The following is a 19,326-nucleotide window of genomic DNA, read 5'->3' as shown; positions in this document are numbered from 1 at the left end:
CGGGCCATTCGAAACATTCAAGAAACCTACTTTTACGTTTTCTTCGTCACCGCAACCGTTTTTTTGGTCGTTACGGGCTTCTTGCCACCGGTAGCTGGTGCTTTGCCTTTCGATGCCTGTGGGTTCTTTTGCGTCATCGTCACCGGGTCCCAATGAACCACCTTGTTCTCGAAATAACTCTCGTTGCAGGCCAGCACCGGAGCGGCCGCCCGGAATCCGAAAACGGGGTCTTCGATGGTTCCCTGGCTCCCGCTGCGAACATTCGTAAAGAAGTCGGCAAAGTGCTTGGCGTGCGCATCGTCGTCCTTCGGTGCTTCAAATTTCACCTCCTTCACCGGTTCGGCGGTGCGGGTTTCGGGCGGATATTTGGCGTCGTACTGCTCCACAAACTTCTTCTGCACATCCTCCGTGAAGGTAAAGAAACTGTCGTAATTGCCGTAGCCCGGCGCGATGGGCAGCTTTTTCTTGGTCAGAATCAGGTTGTCCTGCGAAAACTCAACGGTGCCTTCGTTGCCAATGATCCGGGTGACGTTGCTGATCTTGCCAGCGTTGGCAAAGTTGACCCGCAGCACCATCTGGAAAGCATCGTGCTGATCGGTTTTTGGGTAGTCCATGATGCTGGTCATGATATCGGGCACATCGCGGTGCTCCTTCCAGTACGCCAGGTTGCCCGACGAATAAATCCGGGTTGGCCCCAACGTATTGGTTACAAAATGAACGCCCGTAATCAGGTGGACGAACAAATCACCGGCTACGCCCGTGCCGTAATCTTTGAAGTTCCGCCAGCGGAAAAACCGGATCGGATCGAACGGCCGCTTGGGTGCATCGCCCAGAAAGCGATCCCAGTCAACGGTTTGGGGCGAAGCATCGGGTGGCACGGAGTAGTTCCAGGCACCAATCGCATTAAACCGGTCGCTGTTCGACTCGATGTAGTTGATGGCACCGATTTCCCCCGCCTGAATCAGCCGTTTGGCCTCCTGAAAAGCCGCACTGCTAATGCGCTGGCTACCTACCTGCATGGTTCTTCCCGACTTTTTCCAGGCATCGATCACGGCTTTGCCCTCGTTCAGGTGCTGCACCATCGGTTTTTCACAATACACGTGTTTCCCGGCTTTCAGAGCTGCAATGGTAATGTGATCGTGCCAATGGTCGGGCGTTACCACCAGTACGGCATCCACATCCGGACGAGCCAGAATCTCGCGGTAATCGCGGGTGGTAAACAGTTGCTGGCCAAAAGCCGTTCGGGCGTGCTCCAGACGACCCGAGTACAAATCGGCGACGGCCACCAGTTCTACATCGGGGTTGCGCAGGGCCGCCTGGGTGTCATAATTACCCTGAATGCCCATTCCGATGGTGGCAATCCGGATTTTGTCATTGGGACTGATTTTTTTCAGGTCCCTAATGATGTTGAAGGGTTTGGCGACGCTCTGGGTAGCTACCAGCGCGGAAGCCGCTGTCAGTCCCTTAATGAAGTCGCGACGATTGGATTGCATAAGGTCAATGGGTGAATAAAATCTGAAATGTGTAAAACGTAAAGATAGAATTTTAAGGGACAAATAGCTACTTTTCAACCCCCAGGTTCTTTGGCAAATCCGCCAAATGACTGACTAAAAATTAGGACTTCTCGCATTCGGTAATCAAATTGAACTATATTTACGCCACTTCGCCGTTTAAATAATCCCTCAAAACCAGAAAAGCCGTTAAGTCTGGTTGCTCACCGTTATTGTACTTTTTCTGTAATGCCAACCGCTATACTTCGCATTGTCGTTTCCCTGTATCTTGGATTTTTCTGGTTATTTCACGTCCAAACCGTACGTAGCTCTCCCCGGACCGACTCCCTAAGAATCAGCGTCCACGAAGGGACTAACATTGCCTCCGCTCTTTCCCCCGACGGCCAGACGATCGCCATCGACCTGCAAGGAACACTCTGGCTTATACCCATCTCCGGCGGCATGGCGCGGCCCATCACAGATGCCTTGGGCGACTGCCGACAACCGGCCTGGTCGCCCGACGGAAACTGGCTGGCTTTCCACGCTTACTGGGACGGCACATACCATGTTTGGATCATTGACAAAACCGGCCGCCAGCGGAAACAACTCACCTTTGGCGTTCACGACGACCGCGAACCGCACTGGTCGCCCGACGGCAAACGGCTGGTGTTTTCGTCCGACCGCAGCGGGAATTACGACATCTGGCAGCTGACCGTCGAAAGTGGTGCACTCACCCCATTGACGCACCATACCGCCAACGACTTCAATCCGAGTTTTTCACACGATGGCCAGCAAATTGCGTTTATTTCCGACCGTACCGAGGCCCCCGGTCTGTACCGAATCGACGCCAATGGCCGCGAACAGCTCGTTCTTGAAAGTCCGGCGCGGCTATCATCCCCGACCTGGTACCCGGATCATAATCAGATTCTTTACACCGTGCAAAGCTCCAACCAGAGCAGCCGCCTGGCCGTTGTCAAGCTGACGGATCCAACACCGCAGGTACTGACTCCCTCCGACAGCGATGTTTTTCCGTTTCGGGTCAACTGGTTATCGGCCGATGAATACCTGTATACCGCCGACGGCCAGGTGAAAAAACAGCGTTGGGGAAGCTCCGAATCCACAGCGATTCCGTTTCATGCTACGATTTCACTGGCGCGCCCTGCCTATACCCGGAAGCTGTACGCGTTTGACAAAACCGCTCCCCAACCGGTGCGCGGCATTCGCGGCCCGGTCGTTTCTCCCGATGGAAAGCAGATTGCTTTTGCTGCGCTGGGGGATGTATGGCTGCTTACTCTGGGCAATCCAGCGCCGAAAGCAATGACCAACGATGCATACCTGGATATGGACCCGGCCTGGTCGCCCGACGGTACAAAGTTAGCTTTTATCTCCGACCGAAACGGCAACATGGATCTGTGGATACGGGACTTAAAAACCGGCCAGGATCGGCAGCTGGTAAACCAGAAAGACGATTTGAGCTACCCGGTGTGGTCGCCCGATGGCCGGTTGATTGCCTTCTACCAGGTCGACGCCCGGAACGTCTGGGGTGGTGGCACCCTCATGACCGTAGACGTACAAACCGGCCACATCGAAAAGCGGCATAGCGCGCTGTTTGTACCGGGTCAGGCCAGCTGGTCGCCCGACGGTCAGACATTGGCTCTTTCGGCCCTGGACAACTTTTCGTCGCGCTACCGGGAAGGTATCAACGACATTTTGTTGGTGTCGCTCACGGGTCAGCCCGACCGGCACGTATCCCCCGTTCCCGACCGATCGCTCGGAACACGCGGCAAAAACGGGCCGGTCTGGTCGCCCAATGGCACGCAGATGGCCTACATCCACGACGGCTTGCTCTGGACCGTTTCCGTTGACCGATTGGGCAACCCACTCGGCCCACCCAAACGCCTGACCAATGAACTGGCCGATTCCCCCAGCTGGACTGCCGACTCGAAAACCGTTGTCTTTCTGGCCATCGATCAGGTGAAACGGGTATCCGTAGAAAGCGGAGAAGTCACACCGATTCCGTTGCAATTCAATTGGAAAACGGCCCAGCCTTCGGATCAACTCACCATCCACGCCGGGCGGGTTTTTGATGGCCGGGCGGCTACGTACCGCCAGAATGTCGATATTCTGATTGAAGGCAACCGGATCAAAGCCATCGTGGATCACCAACCCAACCGGCCCGGCAAAAAACTGGACGCTTCCCGCCAGACCATCATCCCGGGGCTTTTTGAGATGCACTCTCACCAGAGCAACCTCAGCGGGGAGATGCACGGTCGCCGGTGGCTGGCGTACGGCATTACGTCCGTGCGGGAACCGGGCGCCGACCCGTACGATGCACTTGAACGCAAGGAGTCCTGGGCCAGCGGTCGGCGCATTGGCCCCCGGCAGTTTTTCACGGGCGGCCTGACCGATGGCGGCCGAATTTTTTACGGTCTGGCCACCAGCATCGGCTCCGGTGCACAACTGGAACTCGAGCTCGACCGCGCCATCCGACTGAATTTCGATCTCATAAAAACGTATGTACGAATGCCCGACGCCATGCAGCAACGGATTACGGCTTTTGCGCACGCCCACGGCATTCCGGTATCGTCGCACGAAATCTATCCGGCCATGCGCTATGAAGTCGATGCCGTCGAACACATTGTTGGAACGAGCCGCCGGGGGTATTCGCCGAAAATTTCGTCTACGAGCCGAAGCTACCAGGACATGATTCAACTGGTGGCCAAATCCGGCATGAACATTACGCCCACCATTTCCATGCACGGTGGTTTTTACATCATGGCAAACCGGGATTCCACGCTCCTCCAGAACCGCCAATACCGGGCCTTTTTCTCCGAAGACTACACCAATTCGTTACTGGCCGGGGCCGCTACAATGAAAAAACTGGACCCCGGTTACCTGACCACGTTCAACGCCATCCAGAAAACCCTGAAAGCCCTAGTAGCCGCGGGAGGGCGGGTCACGACCGGTACCGACAGCCCGTTTATTCCGTACGGTACCAGCCTCCACGCCGAACTACGATCGTTTGTCGATGCGGGCCTGAGTCCGTTTGAAGCCCTACGGGCGGCCACGCTCTGGTCAGCGGAAGCTGTTGGAGTGGGCCGCGATCTGGGTTCCATCGAAGCCGGAAAGTTAGCCGATTTGGTGATTGTGGAGGGTGATCCGCTCACGCGGATTGAAGACGCCTGTCAGGTGCAGACGGTGGTCAAAAACGGCTTTGTTTATCCGTTGAATGAGTTGCTCCACAGTCGTTGACTACCTAAAAAGAAGGAGCGGCTGAATTGGGTTCGGCGTTTTCTGAGGTCTTATTCAACCGCCCATTCATGCTTCCCCGCCCCCACATTTTCAATTTTCCAGAAACCGCCGTCCGCAATCGCCTTAACCACCGCGCCATTCTGTCGAACTTGCCCTTTGGCTTTTTTCCGGGGCAAATACACCACGCCTTTTGTATTGGCGGGCAAGATAAGCTGGAACGAAAACCGCTCGGGAGAATTCTCAAACGAAGCAATGATCGGGCCACGCAGGGTGGTCAGTTGCAGCGTGGCTTTTCGCAGTGTATCGGGCTGGGGTTTGATCTGCACGGTTTCAAAAGCCGGTGTCAAGGCTTCAATGCCCATTAACTTCCGTACGATGATGTTGGCGGGGGCCGCCCCCCAGGCGTGATTCCAGTCCTGATTGGGTTTATAACGGGTATCCCAGGCTTCGGTGGTCATCGTCGATCCCGTGCGAATCATGTTGTACCAGCTCCGTTCGTCGGTTGATGTCATCAGGGCCAAGGCATAAGCGCTCTCGTTGGCGTTGTAGAGTGCCTCCAGCATAAACTGCGAACCGTAGACACTGCACGCCATGCCCCTCGACCGGATGTGGGCCAATACCTTCGCTTGGTTTTTTGCCGGCACCAGCCCAAACGCCAGGGCCATCATGTTTGCGTGTAACGAGGCATGATCGGTGCCTTCGCCATCGCGCACCAGAGCGGTTTTAGGATTCATAAAGGTAGCCTGAAACGCTTTTTTGACCTGATTGGCACGGTTTGCGTAAACTAGTGCGTCATCGGTTTTCCCTAATCGCTCCGCTAGTTGCGCCATAAAAACCAGCCCCTGGTAATGAAATGCGTTTACCACCGAATTGTAATCCCGAAAAACAAAACCGTCGGTTTCGCCCACTTCTTTTTTTCCCAGCCCTAAGACACCCTGCTGCGGCCAGTCGACGATATCCTGAATGGTGGGTCGCCCATCGAAGGTATCGTAATGAATGGACCTGGTAAAGGCCGGTGTCTGCAACCCCGTCCGGGTACTGATCAAGCCATCCGGTCGGGCGAGCGGCAGGAGTAGTTTTGCTTTCAGTTCGGGATAAAGTGCCTCCAGGGTGCGCGCATCACCGGAGTACAACTGGTCGTAACCGGCAATCAGTACGTTCTGCAACGACCATTCCGTCGGCCAGGTTGCGTGAAAGATCAGGTAGTTCAACGACCGCTTGGCGATGTTGTATTCGGCATCCGTTGCGTAATGCGAAAGCTGATTAATCAGCGCATCCGCTTCGTACGGAATCCGCTCCCGGTCGCCGTCCACGTAAAAACCGCTGAATGTCGTGGCCCGGATGGTGTGTTTGCAGAGTTCCCAAATCTGATTCAGCGTTGTATCGGAACTGGTGAACGTTGTGGCGGTTTGGTCAAACGGATAGGTAACCGTCTGGCGCACCAGTTGGTTGACCCGCACATTGCCGCTGCGCAATTCCAGCTCGACATACCGGAATGGCAGCACTTCACCAATATACTCGGGCATGAGAATGGCTTTCGGCCCGGTGTTTCGTTTGTCGGGTTTAAACTGAATGGCGTACCGATGCAACCCCTTCTGCAACAAAACCGGAATCCGGCGATACCGTAAGGTTCCAGCGGGCCTGGCGTTCACACGTCCCTCGGGGGTTATGGCTTCCCCAACGTGCAAAATCAGCGTATCCTGCTCGGCCAGGGTGTTGGCGGTCAGGTAAATCTGTCCGAAGGCATCCTTCCCAAAATCATACAAAACCCGATTTCGCCCCAGCGACCGTTGTGCCTGCGGATTCTCTTCGGTTTTGACCAACGGATAATAGGGTGTTTCGTAGGCTGTCAGTTGGGGAGCGGTTCGGAATCCTTTCGGTTGCGAAAAACCGCTTTCGGTATCCTGATCATCCCAGATTGTAACTTTCCAGTAATAGATCCGGTTGGTGTCCAGCCGACGATCGGCAGGCAGCAAAACACCCACACTTTGACTACTGGTAACTTTGCCCGAGTCCCACACATCACCCTGATTGTTCAGGCTCTTTTCCCGGGAAGAACTGAGGAGCAAGCGGTAGGCAGTCTGTCGGCTATGGGGCCGCGCACCGGGCATCACCCAGCTGAAGGAAGGTCGATGGCTGCGAACCAGGGCGAGCTGACCGGGAAAGCGTGCTGAATCCGCAGCTTCGAGAGTCAGGTTGGTCAGAAAACCGTTGTGCCATACCTTGTCGGTATGCAGTAATAAATCCGTTCGTAACGCCGTGGGAGCGGTTTGGGCCGCCACCGTTAAGTAACCGACGGAAAGCAGTAGCGAGAAAAAGTTACGCATGATGGTTCGTTAACTAGCGGAGACTTTCTCCGTGATCGTTCGGAAAATCGTCGCCACTCCATATTTTCTGAGCGCTCCATTTCTCCGGCGGATCGGCCCAGAACGGATCGGATGCGAGCAAGCCCAGCGGCAGGAAAATGTTCGTGGCCAGGTACATACTACCCTGATTGTTATACACATCGGCCAGGTCTGGCTGAGAACCGTACAGACCAAAGGTTAGCCAGCCATTTTTATAAGTGGACGGACTTTCCAGCGTTTTTTTGATTACGGCGGTCAGAGCGCAACGCACCTGAGCGGGTTTTAATTGTTCCGGCAACGCACCCCGCCGGGCCATGTCGGCCAGGTGCTGAAAAGCTGCCCCCCGGTACACAATCGAACGGCCAGTAGCCGGAAACGACCCGTCGGCATGGATGAGTCGCTCCTGAATAACGGCGTACCGTTCATTCCGCTTTTTGATTTTGGCGATCATGCCATTGTAGGCATTTGTCTTTTTGCCGACAATTTCCGTGATGGCGGTCAGGTAAGGGTGAATCACATAGCTGTTGTAGTAATCAAAGGCGTATGAAGGCCCATCGGTATACATCCCATCACCGACGTACCACTGCTCCAGTTGCTGAAGTGCATAATCGACCCGCATGGGGTCCCACTCATACCCAAACCGACAGAAAAAGGCTTCGTTCAGGGCCGAGAAAAGCAGCCAGTTGGAAAAACCGGGTTTGTACCGCCGGGTGCTTTTCAAGGCGTTCACCCACCGCTCCTTGGCGGTTTCAGGCAGGTTTTCCCACAACCAGGGTGCCCGGATAAAGGCCAGCGCGACAAACGAAGCATCCACCAGTTGCTGACCGCCCAGATCAAACCGCATGTAATCCCGGGCCGTCGAATCGAGCGCGTTGGTGATTCCCTGAATGGCCCATTGCCGGTATTTATTTCGAAGAGTCACTTCCTCGGCGCTTCCGCCCTCACCCTGCAACCACGGTGCCATCCCGCTCAGCACCCGCCCCAACACCTCCACGTACTGGACCTGAACGCGTTGCTCTTTGTTATCCGATCGTTTGGAAACTTCCTTGGGCATGACGATGCGCAGGCTATCATGTGCCAGACTTTGGAGCACCGGCCGAACCATTTTATCCATTTCGGTCAGCCAAATCTGCCGGTCGCTGACAACCGGAGGTTTCTTCGGAACGGTTTTTCGCTGAGCCAGTACCGGGCTACTTAGGAAAGCCACCAGCAAACTGACGAACACCAATCGGGGCATATCGTTGATCATTGGAAATGATTCATACAACGTACGCGGGTTTACTTCCGGGTCTGCAATTTCCGGAGAACAGCCGCCAGTTGTTTCGGTTTATTCAGGTAAGGTGATAGATCAAATAGGGCTACCCGGCGAAACTCCACCGGATGGCTTTCGCTCTGGAGCGCAATATAGCCTTCGCGCAGCAGCTGACCGTCTTTTTTGAGGTCGGCATTGTAGTGAATGACGTTACCACCGCCAATCTGCGGTTTTTCGTAGGTCAGCACGGTATCACCCTCCACGATATGCTTCACCAGCGAATCGCCCAGCACCAGGGCTTCGGCGTGTACCCACTGACCGGCGGGATACGTTTTGGACTTTGAATCCAGGCAATGGGGTGTAAATAGCTTGCCGTTCATCACCACGTTGGTACCCGGTGTGCACAGATTAGCCGTGTGCCGTTCGTGCGTTCCGTCGCCCCCCAGCAATTGCATTTCCAGCGAAATGGGGAAATCCTGATCGACGCCCATCGTTTCGGGTGCCTGAGCGTGCAGCATGGCTCCGCTGTTGCGGATGGCCCAGCCCGGACCACCCGCAACCTGATCGCCCACAAAACGGTATTCGACCACCAGCAGGTAGGCCGAAAACGGTTTTGTGTAAAAAATGTGGCCGTATTGCTCGTCAAAATTCTGGTATTGGTCGTAGCGAATCACCATGTTCCCGTTTTCAACCCGGAAGGTGTTTCCCCGGTTATCGTTGAGCGGACGGCCCGTTATTTTAACCGACCAGTCTTTCAAATCCTTGCCGTTGAAAAGCTCAATCCAGCCCTTGCCTTTGGCGGTAGTTTGAGCCAAACCCAGTTGGGACAGTAACAACAATACGGTAATCAATACTAAAGAACGCATAGAATTTATTCATTTAGACCTGCTCAACAATACGGTTTCCCGTTTTTACCCGGTGCGAAAGTATCCATTTTACCCCAGAAACCAGCTGAGCGCCATGACGCCCATCAGACCGGTCACGGAAACCAGCGTTTCCATCATCGACCAGGTTTTGAGGGTATCGGTCATCGACAACTGAAAATACTCCCGAAACAGCCAGAAACCGGTGTCGTTCACGTGGGAAAACATCATGCTTCCGGCGCCAATACTCAGCACCATCAAGTTGGGTTCCACACCCGTAGCGGTCAGCATCGGCCCCACAAAACCGGCCGTGGTGATGCCCGAAACCGTTGATGACCCCGTGCAAACCCGGATGAGCGCGGCCATGCCCCAGGCCAGCACGTACGGGTGCAAAGTCGAATCTTCCATCATCTGGGCAATGGACTGGCTCACTCCGCCGTCGGTTAACACCTGTTTCAGGGCGCCCGCTCCGCCAAAAATCAAAAATAACATGGCCACATCCTTGATCGCATCACCGAACAAACCGGTAATTTCCGGCATGGTTTTTCCCCGCCGAAGCCCCAGCGTATACGACGCCATCAGCACCGACAGAAACATGCTCACGACGGGTTCTCCCACGAAAAGAATGATCTGCTGAACGAGGGAACCGGTCGGCAAGTAAGGCCCAACAAACGTACTCAGACCGATCAGCAAAATGGGCAGTAAAACCGTCAGAAAACTAGTGGTGGCCGACGGCATCTGGTCTTCGCTCAGGTCGGGGGAGATAAAGGCCGGGTTGGCCGGGGTGGTAATGCGCTTCACCGTTGACCCAAACAGCGCCCCGGAAATCAGAATCGCCGGAATGGAGACGATAATGCCGTAAAAAAGCGTCAGCCCCATATCGGCGTTAAACTGCTTCATGATGGCCAACGGCGCCGGGTGCGGAGGCAAATAGCCCTGCGTGACCGACAACGACGCCAGCATGGGTAATCCGATGTACAGCGCAGAAAGTTTGTAACGGTACGAAACCGTAATGACCAGCGGAGCCAGTAAAAGAAACCCAACGGAATAAAACAGGGGTAGCCCAACAATGAAACCCGTTACCATAAAGGCCCAGCGCGCGTGCTTCGTCCCGACCAGGTCCATCAATTGAATGGCAATGCGCTGAGCCGCCCCACTTTGGGCCACGAGTTTGCCCAGCATGGCCCCCAGGGCAATAATGGCGGTGATGGAACCCAGCGTGCCACCGATTCCCTTCTGAACGGAATCCAGGATTTCCAGCGGTTTTTGGCCCAGCGCCAGCCCGACCCCCAGCGAAACGGCCAGAAAGGCTAAAAAGGTGTGTAGACGAACAAACGAGATAAGCGCAATGAGGGCAAGAATGCCAAGGATGGTTATGGTCAGGAGCATGACCAAACTTAGAAAATATTACAATTGAACCGAAGAATTTGAACAAAGTTTTGCTTCGGCTACGACGCGCTGCGCCTGAAGAACGTGCCGCTGTTCGTGAGCCAGTAAAAACCGGAAGGTGTCGCCCACCGACAGGCGAATGAACCGGGCAATGGAAATGGGCACGCGGGGAGACTGAATGTTTACACGTTCTGCCCGTTCCAGCAGGTTCAGCAGATCGTCTTGCTGTTTCAGAAAATCCGTTAAAACCGTCCGGGCATCCAGGACCGGCGCGGGGGTATGGTTTTTGAAAGCTTTCATTTTCAACCCAATTGAACCGTCGGCGTTGGGCTGCATTGACTTGGCGAAATAATTTCCCAGCCAACTGCTTCGAAAGTGGGGCAAAGCGGCCTTTGAATGGGTTTCGGCCCGTTTTATTTCAGCTTCGAGCAACGGCAGGTAGTATGCGCCATAGCTGTTCAGGTGTTCCAGGCATTGGGCTACGCTCCAGCGGTTCGGCGCGGGCGGGCGGTTCAACGCTTCGTCCGACAACATCTTGAATTCCTGCTCAACGATGCGGACCAGCTTGCGGGTTTCGGTCTGTAATTGACCCAGCAAAGAACGGGTTTCAAACGTCGGCATGGCAGTTGAAGGGTTTTAGCCCTAAACGTAAAGCGGATTTCACGAAAAATTGTTGGGCCAGACCAAGATTTCCGAAACGGTTTTTACAGTTTCACCGAAGCCAGCAGTTTGCTGAACGTCGTCGGGTCCAGGTTCAAATAAGAAGCCAAGTATTTGTGCGGAATCAGTTGCAAGACGTGCGGACTGCGGGTCAGCAAAATCCGGAATTTCTCTTCGGCGCTGAACGTCATCAACTCAATATACCGCTCCATCAACCCCGACATGGCCGCGGCTGTCCCGAGTCGCCCCCACCGTTCGAGCGCCGGGTACGTGGCAAGCAGGCGATCAAAGTCGGCGTATGAAAGCCGCAATAACCGGCTGGCAGTCAGCGTCTCAAGATAATACCGCGACGGTTGCTGCAACTGAAACGAATCGACAATGCCTGACATCGAACCGGCATACGAAAAAATGAGGGTCGCATCCCGTTTTTTATCCCCCAGATAATAAGCCCGCTGCACGCCATCGACGACAAAGTACAAATACCGTTCGACTTCCCCGGCCGAGGTCAGGATCGTTTTTCGCTTGTGTTCAACCGGATGCCAACAGGCGGCAAAAGCGTTCCATTCCGTTTCTGCGATGTCTATTCCCTGAAAAGCCGCCTTTTTCAACTGCGCTAACGGCATTTTTAATTCATTCATGTTCCTAATTGACCGGATTTACAAACTGCGTCTGTGGATTTTTCAACAACAGCAAAATCACCTGGAACCAGCCGTCGGCTTCACCAATGAGGGGCACGGGCTGATTCAGCAACCGGTATTTGTGATCGATGTTCGACAACCCAACCCCGTTCGATTCGATCCGCAGGTTTTTCCGCTGCAAATTGTTTTCGACAATCAGCAGGTTCTGGCTCGTGGTCCGAATCCGGATGGTCAACGGCTGGTCGGGCAAAATAATGTTGTGCTTGACGGCATTTTCGACGAGCAGCTGCAAGGTCAGGGGCGGCAGCAGGGCTTCGTTATATTCATCGGCAACGGAAACCTCCAGGTTAACATTACGGCCAAAACGGGTTTGCAGCAAATGGAAATACGAGCGGATAAACCGAAGTTCATCTTCCAGCCTGACCAGTTCGTTTTCGTTGCTCCGCAGCAAATACCGGTAAACATTGGACAACTCATCCACAAACTCTCCGGCCTGTCGGGGATTTTCGTCGATCAGCGACGACAGGGCATTGAGTCCATTAAACAGAAAATGCGGATTCACCTGGCTTTGCAAAGCCCGCATCTGCACGTCGGTTTTTTCCTGCTGCATCCGCTGCAAAGCCAGATCGGCTTCCAGATTTTCACGGTGGCGCTGTTCGCGTTCCCGTTCCAGGTCTTTTTCCACCACGGCTTTGCGCACGGCCTCCCGGCGGTGCCGGTACGAAATACCGAGTGAAAAGAAAATCAGGTCCAGCACCACGCCAATTTGCAGAAACAAATCGGGGTGTTTCCAAAACGGCAGCGAAAGACGGAGGTCGGGGGAATGAATCAGCAAAGCCGCCGTGATGGCGTGGTTGAGCAGCAGAGAAGCTGTTCCGGCCACAAAAAAACGCGCCACTACGTCTTTGGAACGGAAAAATGAATAAACGATGTACCCACCCACCGCCAGCATGGCAAACCGGATGGGCTGCAATAGAATATGGTGCAGCGGAAACTGCCAGAAATCGGTAAAAAGATAAATGTACGTTTTGGCAACGCAGTAAACTGCCAACATCCACTGCACCACTACTACCCAGCGCAGAAAACGCGGTCGCTCCCGGAGATTCAAAAACAGTTTGGCCAGCTCCAGGTACAGGATATACCCCAGGTACGACGACAGCTTGTAGAAATTGCTGATGTTGGTCGGCAACTGCAGGTGATTGATGACAAAATAAAGAGCCCAGATTAGGGTGTAAATGGTGTACAAACCGTAAATCCGTTCCCGGTACATCAGCCACTGGATGGAGTTGGCCAAAAACATCGCCACCACCATCCCCCAAAAGAGAGGAGACAAGGCTTCGTACGTCATTTCATATAGAATTTGTTGCTGAGTTTTATCGCTGGAATTACCGTAAATGTACAAAAAAGTCACACAATTCAGCGATGGCTTCGGCCGTGCTGGCTCCTTGCCTCGGCGGCCTTGAAAACCGTTGTCTTGCATAGCACTGAACCAATTCCGGATCGAAATCCTTATTGATGTAACAACATGATTCCGTTGAGGAAAAATGCGTATTTAACCCCATCGAAACAACTTTTTTTCATATAACTATCAGAAAATGAAAGTTGAAATCTGGTCGGACGTGATGTGTCCGTTCTGCTACATCGGAAAGCGGAAATTCGAAGCCGCTCTGGAAAACTTCGAACAAAAGGAAGCCATCGAAATTGTCTGGAAGAGCTTTCAGCTCAACCCGGCGATGGAAACACAGCCGGACAAAAACATCTCGGAATACCTGGCCGAAACCAAAGGCTGGACCATCGGCTACGCCCGGCAGATGAACGATTACGTTACTAACATGGCAAACGAAGTTGGGCTACAGTATGATTTCGACAATGCGGTGGTGGCCAATTCGTTTGACGCGCACCGGCTGGTTCAACTCGCCAAAAAACACGGCAAGGGTGATGACATGGAGGAGCGGCTTTTCAAGGCTTATTTTACCGAAGGGCTGAATACCGCCGATCACGAAACGTTGCTGAAACTGGGTACTGATATCGGCCTGAATGCCGACGACGTTCAGCAGGTGCTGGCGAGCGACCAGTACACCAGCGAGGTCAAACGGGATGTGAACGAAGCCCGGCAGATTGGGGTTACCGGCGTTCCTTTTTTTGTGTTTAACCACAAATACGCGGTTTCCGGCGCGCAGGCTCCCGAAACGTTTCTGGGTGCGCTGAACAAAGCATTTGGCGAATGGCAGGACGCGAACACCACGACAAAACCGGTTACCATTGACGGGCCAGTCTGCACGCCCGACGGCGATTGTGCCTAAATGGATGCTGTTGAAACCACGTTACGCCAACATCCGTCAGCGTCCATCAGAACAAAAAAATCCGACCGTAAACGGTCGGATTTTTTTGTTGAGCGCGGTGAATTCGCTACCGCAGCGGTTGTGGCTTCACGCCTTCCACGGTTATTTTCACCGGTTTAATGAGTCCTTTTTCGTCAAACTCCATCCGGTCGATGCACGTTTCCCGATGATTGCCATCGGTTTCGGTCAGCGGACGACGGTGGTACACGATATACCACTGATCCTTGCCCGGCACCTGGATGACCGAATGGTGACCCGCGCCCCTTGCTACGGTTGGGTCCTGCTGCAGAATTTTATCGATGCGCTCAAAGGGTCCAAACGGTGAATCGGCGATGGCGTAGGCCACAGAATAGTTCGGACCGGTCCAGCCCCCTTCCGACCACATAAAATAGTATTTGCCGTCGCGAATAAACATGATCGGTCCTTCCACGTACCCTTGGGGCGTAATTTCCTTGAACGTTGTGCCGTCGGGAAATGGCACAAAACCGGTAAAGTCGTCTTTCAGTTTGGCAATGTTGCAATGCCGCCAGCCGCCGTAGATCAGATAATACTGGCCGTCTTTGTCCTTAAAAACATACTGATCGATGGGCTGTGCACCATTGATGATTTTGTCAACCAGCGGTTTGCCGAGGTAATCTTTGAACGGTCCGGCGGGATTGTCGGCCACGCCGATGCCAATGCCCCCCACATCCTTTTTGTCATCCTGAATATCGTTAGCGCCGAAAAACAGGTAGTACTTGCCTCCTTTCTCCACAATGGAGGGTGCCCACATGGCCCGCCAGGCCCACTTGACGGCTGTCGTATCAATGATTTGGGGGTGCTTGGTCCAGTTCACCAGATCGGGCGACGAAAACGCGTCCATAAATACCTGCTGATTATACGGAGCTGAATAAGTGGGGTATATCCAGTATTTCTTGCCAAAAATCACCGCTTCCGGATCGGCATACCAGCCCGGGAATACAGGGTTGCCGGACATGGTTTTTTTCTTTGATTTTCCGGACGAAGCGGGGCCCGTTTGTGAAAAACCCGTCAGGGTCGAACTCAGGAGTATGGCAATCAGAAGTATTTTTTTCATCGAGGTTGGTTTATTTTTACGATCGTAATACCCGTTGGGAACGGGCAATACGGCCGGGCAAGGTACGAATTAACATCTTTTGTTCCTGCGGAACGGATTGATCTTTTGAAGACAGACGGGCAAAACCGTTCAGGTTCAGCACAATCATCATCTTTCTTTTCTCCGCTAAATCCATAGCCCTGCCAGCAATGAACGGGATGGATACAAAACCGCTTACCAGGTTGCCTGTTGCCGTTCCGAAGAAAGTAAATCCGCCTTCGGCCCTCGTTCAAAACCGTTAAAATAGCTATATTGCTCATTTGTAATGATGCGCCAGTGCGATCATTCTTCGAATGAATTGGCAGCTCGTTTTATGGAAACATCCGATAACGTAAACCTAACCCTCCCCCAAAAAATCCGGCTGGCCGCCAGCGTATTTGCCATATACTGGCCTCTCCGCTTTTATATTAACCTGAATTATTTGGATTGGGCGTTTTTTCGTGCTTACTGGATTATTTGGCTCCTCGAAATCCCGATTACGGTTTCTCTCTTTACCTTTTGGTTGAGCATTACCGAATGGATAGAAAACAAACTGTATGGTCGTCCCGGGCGGCTGTTTCAGCTGGATGTCAAACTTCCCGTTCAGCTGGCGACCCTTTTGATTGCCGGAACCCTGTCCGTCGGTTTCGACTGGGCATTTTTCGGAGGGCTGCATCAGGTGCGGATGGCCTTTCAAGAAACAGAAATTCCGATTGCCACCGTCCATTCGTTTCCGTCGCCCGAAAAGGACGGCAAACGCTACTTCAATTTCAAGGCAGACCGGCATCGAAATCGAAAAGCAACGACGGCCCTGACCGTCATGGCGTTGCTCATGGCGTTCTATCTGGCGGCCAACCGCCGGGGAGACAAGGTAATGGCCGAGCTACGGGTGAGTGCCGAACAATTAAAACGGGAAGCCTCACAGGCGCAATTTGAGGCCTTAAAGAATCAGGTGAACCCCCATTTTTTATTCAATAGCCTCAGCATTCTATCGGCCCTGGTGGATGTGAACCCTAAATTGTCCATTCAGTTTATCAACCATCTTTCTAAAGCGTACCGCTATATTCTGGAGCAGCGAGAGCACAAACAAGTGCCGCTAAAAACGGAGCTGGAGTTTCTCGAAACGTATTGTTTTTTATTGAATATCCGGTTTGATGGGAAGTTACAGGTCGTCAACCACGTTTCGGCGGAGGAAGCCGTTCGATTCAGTATTGCTCCCCTGACGCTGCAACTCCTGATCGAAAATGCCGTCAAGCACAATCAGATGTCGCAGAAGCTGCCCCTGCTTGTTTCGCTTACCATTGAGTCCGACTACTTACTGGTTAGCAATGCAATTCGATTGCGCCTGTCCGAGGGACCACCAACCGCGCCTTCTACCGGCGTTGGCCTGGAGAATATTGCCAGTCGCTACCGGTTGCTCACCGAGCGCCCGGTGCTGGTCAGCCAATCGGATAATACCTTTACCGTCAGAATCCCTCTTTTATCATGAATGTAGTTATTGTAGAAGACGAATCACTATCCGCCCAGCGACTGGAAATACTTTTGAGGGAATATGAACCGTCAATTCAGGTGCTTGCCGTACTCCCCTCGGTAATCGAAGCGATTCAGTGGTTTACCAATCAACCCGTGGCCGACCAACCGGATTTGATTTTTATGGATATACACCTGGAAGACGGAAGCGCCTTTCACATTATTGAGAAAACCCGTCTGACCATTCCAATCGTCTTCACCACGGCTTTTGAAAACTACGCCATTCAGGCGTTTAAGGCTAACAGCGTTGACTACTTACTCAAGCCCATCGATGAGCAGGAGCTGAGAGCCGCCATCGATAAGTTCAAATGGATGCAGCAAAAACCGGAAATTGCCGCAACCGGACAACCGAGCTGGTCGGCGCTGCTAAACTGGCGGAACCATTCGGAGCCGATCGTTTACAAAGACCGCTTCATGGTCACGGTTGGACCCAAAATCAAAAGCATTGATGTGACCCAGATTGCGTACTTTTTTTACGAAGATAAGACGACTTACCTGACCACCCAGCATGGGCAAAACCTGGTCATCGAGTACAGTCTGGACAAAGTAAGCAGTCTGCTCAATCCTCATCAGTTCTTCCGTGTCAACCGGGCTTACCTGGTCTCCTTGGGGGCTATCCAATCCATCCATACCTTTTCGGGCAGCAAATTGAAGCTGGAATTAAACCCGCCCGCCCGGCAGGAGATCTTTGTCAGCACGAATCGCGTCAATGATTTTAAAACGTGGCTGGGAAAATAAAAGCCGAAGAATGCCTCTTGCTCGTGTGAAACATTCGACCCTAAATATTGGCCGTTCGGCCCCCAGAATTCCGCAATGGGCCAAAACCGTTTGGTTTGCGGTGTCACGACCACCAATTTTATTCAGTAGGATCATTCTCCTTGCTCCCTGATAATTGTCAACAAATGAATCTTCTTAATCTTGCTCTGATTAGAGCGTTGGTAAAAGAAGCCCTCGCTACCCAGTCATTGGCCCAACGGTGTGCGTTTAACAATCCGTGGCAGACCACTCAGCTGGATGCGCTAACGTTCACGCAAATTTTCAAGGCGAGTCTGCAGGCACAAAACCTGTACGAACGCTTGCAGCAGATTTACCTTTATTGCCGTGACATGGCCACCAACGCCATTCAATACCACCAGGAAATGCACGAGTGGATTGATGAAGAAGGTGAATTTCCCTTCGATCCCTTCGACGAGTTGTTCCATCATTTTGATGACGGCTCTGCTTATGCATTGCCTGCCTGCATTGAACAATATGAAGAACTCTACCAACTACAGATCAATTTCAGCACCCACCAGCAGCAAAAAATACACGATTGGGAGCAGCTGTTCGGCAAAAAAAGCAGTCACCCTTTTCGGCATGACCAACATCCAGGCCTGATCGCACAGGAAGTAGCCATTTCTGCTGATGCACCCCTGGATCATGAGATCAACCGGCAAATACATCACATCGAAATGGAGCACTGCCTGGATGGCTACAACTCCTTTTATCAGCAGGCTAAAACCCTGCTTGAAACGTATCGCGGCACCGGCGATATACAAACGTGTTCCCGCGAGCTGTTAGCTTTCTTCAAAGAATAAACAACTTCTTCGAAAGATTGCTTCACCACTCCTCCTATGTCGCCGTTTTCGTTTTAATTTGGAACGGCATAGTCAACCTTTCTTGCCGGATGCGGCAGGATCAATCAGCAGGGTGTGGGGCTATCCATTCCGCCAGCGACTTCTTTGATCAATTCTAATCATGGTCAGCCGATCAATCTTTCTATGGATATTGACGCTTGTTTCCACTGCCGGTTACGGTCAATGCAGCGTTACCAAAGATAGCAAGGGGCAGTTGATCACCATCTGTGAAGGCTTTTCTTCAAAAGAGGGACTTTTTATGAACCGCCCCGATCGCAGTCAGGCAAAATCTCGCACGGTTTATTTAGGAAGTCCCTTTTTATCCTTTCCGGTCTATGAAGACGGCGCCCTGGAGCTTACGGCAACAAACCAGAAAATACCGGGCAAAATAGCGTTCAATCTGGTCACCAGTCAGGTATTTTGTCAATTTACAGGCGACTCGCTGGTACACGAGGTTCACCCCGACGCTTTTGTTGTTGGAGGTCGGCGTTTTGTCCGAACCGGAAACAACAAAGGCGAGCAGGGCTATTACCAGGTTTTATACGCGGGCAAATCCAGGGTACTGGCCCAACTGAAGAATACATTACGGCTGACGAAACGCGAACCGTATAGCCTGGATGTTTCGTACGAAGGAAGCTATAGCCGACAGGAGCGCTATTTCATTGAGTTAGATGGCAAAGCCCCCCGTTTGATCACCCTGTCGAAAAAATCAGTCCGCAAGGCGCTGGGCCCGGCTGCGAACCGAATTCTGCCCACGACCCGGAGCAGACAGCTAACGGTACCCGAACTCATTGAATCCATAGCGCGCTACGACGGCTTTTTATAAGACCGTTTCCGGCCATTTAACCCTATAACG

15 protein-coding genes are annotated in these 19,326 nt (G+C 52.9%); 6 read left to right on the top strand and 9 right to left on the bottom strand.

The features are described from left to right. Positions 1-32 precede the first annotated feature (32 nt). Complete coding sequence (locus ACYVH9_RS11050; RefSeq protein WP_460636373.1) at positions 33-1,493, bottom strand: Gfo/Idh/MocA family protein; 1,461 nt, start codon at positions 1,491-1,493, stop codon at positions 33-35. A 246-nt stretch (positions 1,494-1,739) separates the two neighbouring features. Between ACYVH9_RS11050 and ACYVH9_RS11045 the strand changes: the two genes are divergently transcribed. Further along, positions 1,740-4,742: a DPP IV N-terminal domain-containing protein gene (locus tag ACYVH9_RS11045; RefSeq protein ID WP_460636372.1), complete on the top strand. Its 3,003-nt coding sequence runs from the start codon at positions 1,740-1,742 to the stop codon at positions 4,740-4,742. A 50-nt stretch (positions 4,743-4,792) separates the two neighbouring features. Here the strand turns inward: ACYVH9_RS11045 and ACYVH9_RS11040 are convergent, their stop codons facing one another. The 7 genes from ACYVH9_RS11040 to ACYVH9_RS11010 form a co-directional block, all read right to left on the bottom strand. Next, positions 4,793-7,069 (bottom strand): alpha-L-rhamnosidase-related protein, encoded by a 2,277-nt coding sequence (locus ACYVH9_RS11040; protein WP_460636371.1) that lies wholly within the window; start codon positions 7,067-7,069, stop codon positions 4,793-4,795. 13 nt (positions 7,070-7,082) lie between these two features. Next, a complete protein-coding gene (locus ACYVH9_RS11035; protein WP_460636370.1) occupies positions 7,083-8,324 on the bottom strand; it encodes a DUF2264 domain-containing protein in 1,242 nt (413 codons plus the stop codon). 41 nt (positions 8,325-8,365) lie between these two features. Beyond that, on the bottom strand, positions 8,366-9,205 hold the full coding sequence (locus ACYVH9_RS11030; protein WP_460636369.1) for a 3-keto-disaccharide hydrolase: 840 nt from the start codon (positions 9,203-9,205) through the stop codon (positions 8,366-8,368). A gap of 69 nt (positions 9,206-9,274) precedes the next feature. Beyond that, positions 9,275-10,591 (bottom strand): gluconate:H+ symporter, encoded by a 1,317-nt coding sequence (locus ACYVH9_RS11025; protein ID WP_460636368.1) that lies wholly within the window; start codon positions 10,589-10,591, stop codon positions 9,275-9,277. An 18-nt stretch (positions 10,592-10,609) separates the two neighbouring features. Then, on the bottom strand, positions 10,610-11,212 hold the full coding sequence (locus tag ACYVH9_RS11020; RefSeq protein WP_460636367.1) for a DinB family protein: 603 nt from the start codon (positions 11,210-11,212) through the stop codon (positions 10,610-10,612). Positions 11,213-11,295: 83 nt separating this feature from the next. Then, entirely contained in the window at positions 11,296-11,889 is a 594-nt protein-coding gene (locus tag ACYVH9_RS11015; RefSeq protein ID WP_460636366.1) for a Crp/Fnr family transcriptional regulator, read from the bottom strand. A gap of 4 nt (positions 11,890-11,893) precedes the next feature. Further along, complete coding sequence (locus ACYVH9_RS11010; RefSeq protein ID WP_460636365.1) at positions 11,894-13,237, bottom strand: sensor histidine kinase; 1,344 nt, start codon at positions 13,235-13,237, stop codon at positions 11,894-11,896. A 247-nt stretch (positions 13,238-13,484) separates the two neighbouring features. Between ACYVH9_RS11010 and ACYVH9_RS11005 the strand changes: the two genes are divergently transcribed. Then, positions 13,485-14,192 carry a DsbA family oxidoreductase gene (locus ACYVH9_RS11005; RefSeq protein WP_460636364.1) on the top strand — a complete coding sequence of 236 codons (708 nt, stop codon included), beginning with the start codon at positions 13,485-13,487 and terminating at the stop codon, positions 14,190-14,192. 106 nt (positions 14,193-14,298) lie between these two features. Here the strand turns inward: ACYVH9_RS11005 and ACYVH9_RS11000 are convergent, their stop codons facing one another. Further along, positions 14,299-15,306, bottom strand: a complete 1,008-nt coding sequence (locus ACYVH9_RS11000; RefSeq protein WP_460636363.1) for a glycoside hydrolase family 43 protein — start codon at positions 15,304-15,306, stop codon at positions 14,299-14,301. Between the two features lie 352 nt (positions 15,307-15,658). Here ACYVH9_RS11000 and ACYVH9_RS10995 point away from each other — a divergent pair, with 352 nt between their 5' ends. The 4 genes from ACYVH9_RS10995 to ACYVH9_RS10980 all read left to right on the top strand — a co-directional run bounded on the left by ACYVH9_RS10995 (position 15,659) and on the right by ACYVH9_RS10980 (position 19,296). Continuing rightward, positions 15,659-16,813, top strand: coding sequence for a sensor histidine kinase (locus tag ACYVH9_RS10995; RefSeq protein ID WP_460636362.1), 1,155 nt, complete (start codon positions 15,659-15,661; stop codon positions 16,811-16,813). Continuing rightward, a complete protein-coding gene (locus tag ACYVH9_RS10990; protein ID WP_460636361.1) occupies positions 16,810-17,592 on the top strand; it encodes a LytR/AlgR family response regulator transcription factor in 783 nt (260 codons plus the stop codon). Before ACYVH9_RS10995 ends, ACYVH9_RS10990 begins: the two co-directional genes overlap by 4 nt. A 164-nt stretch (positions 17,593-17,756) precedes the next feature. Next, complete coding sequence (locus tag ACYVH9_RS10985) at positions 17,757-18,431, top strand: hypothetical protein (protein WP_460636360.1); 675 nt, start codon at positions 17,757-17,759, stop codon at positions 18,429-18,431. Between the two features lie 298 nt (positions 18,432-18,729). Next, entirely contained in the window at positions 18,730-19,296 is a 567-nt protein-coding gene (locus ACYVH9_RS10980; RefSeq protein ID WP_460636359.1) for a hypothetical protein, read from the top strand. The last annotated feature ends 30 nt before the right edge of the window (positions 19,297-19,326 follow it).

The sequence above is a fragment of the Larkinella harenae genome, from assembly GCF_054780515.1.
The sequence above is the reverse complement of the archived record's forward strand: the minus strand, read 5'-3'. Positions and strand labels throughout refer to the sequence as shown.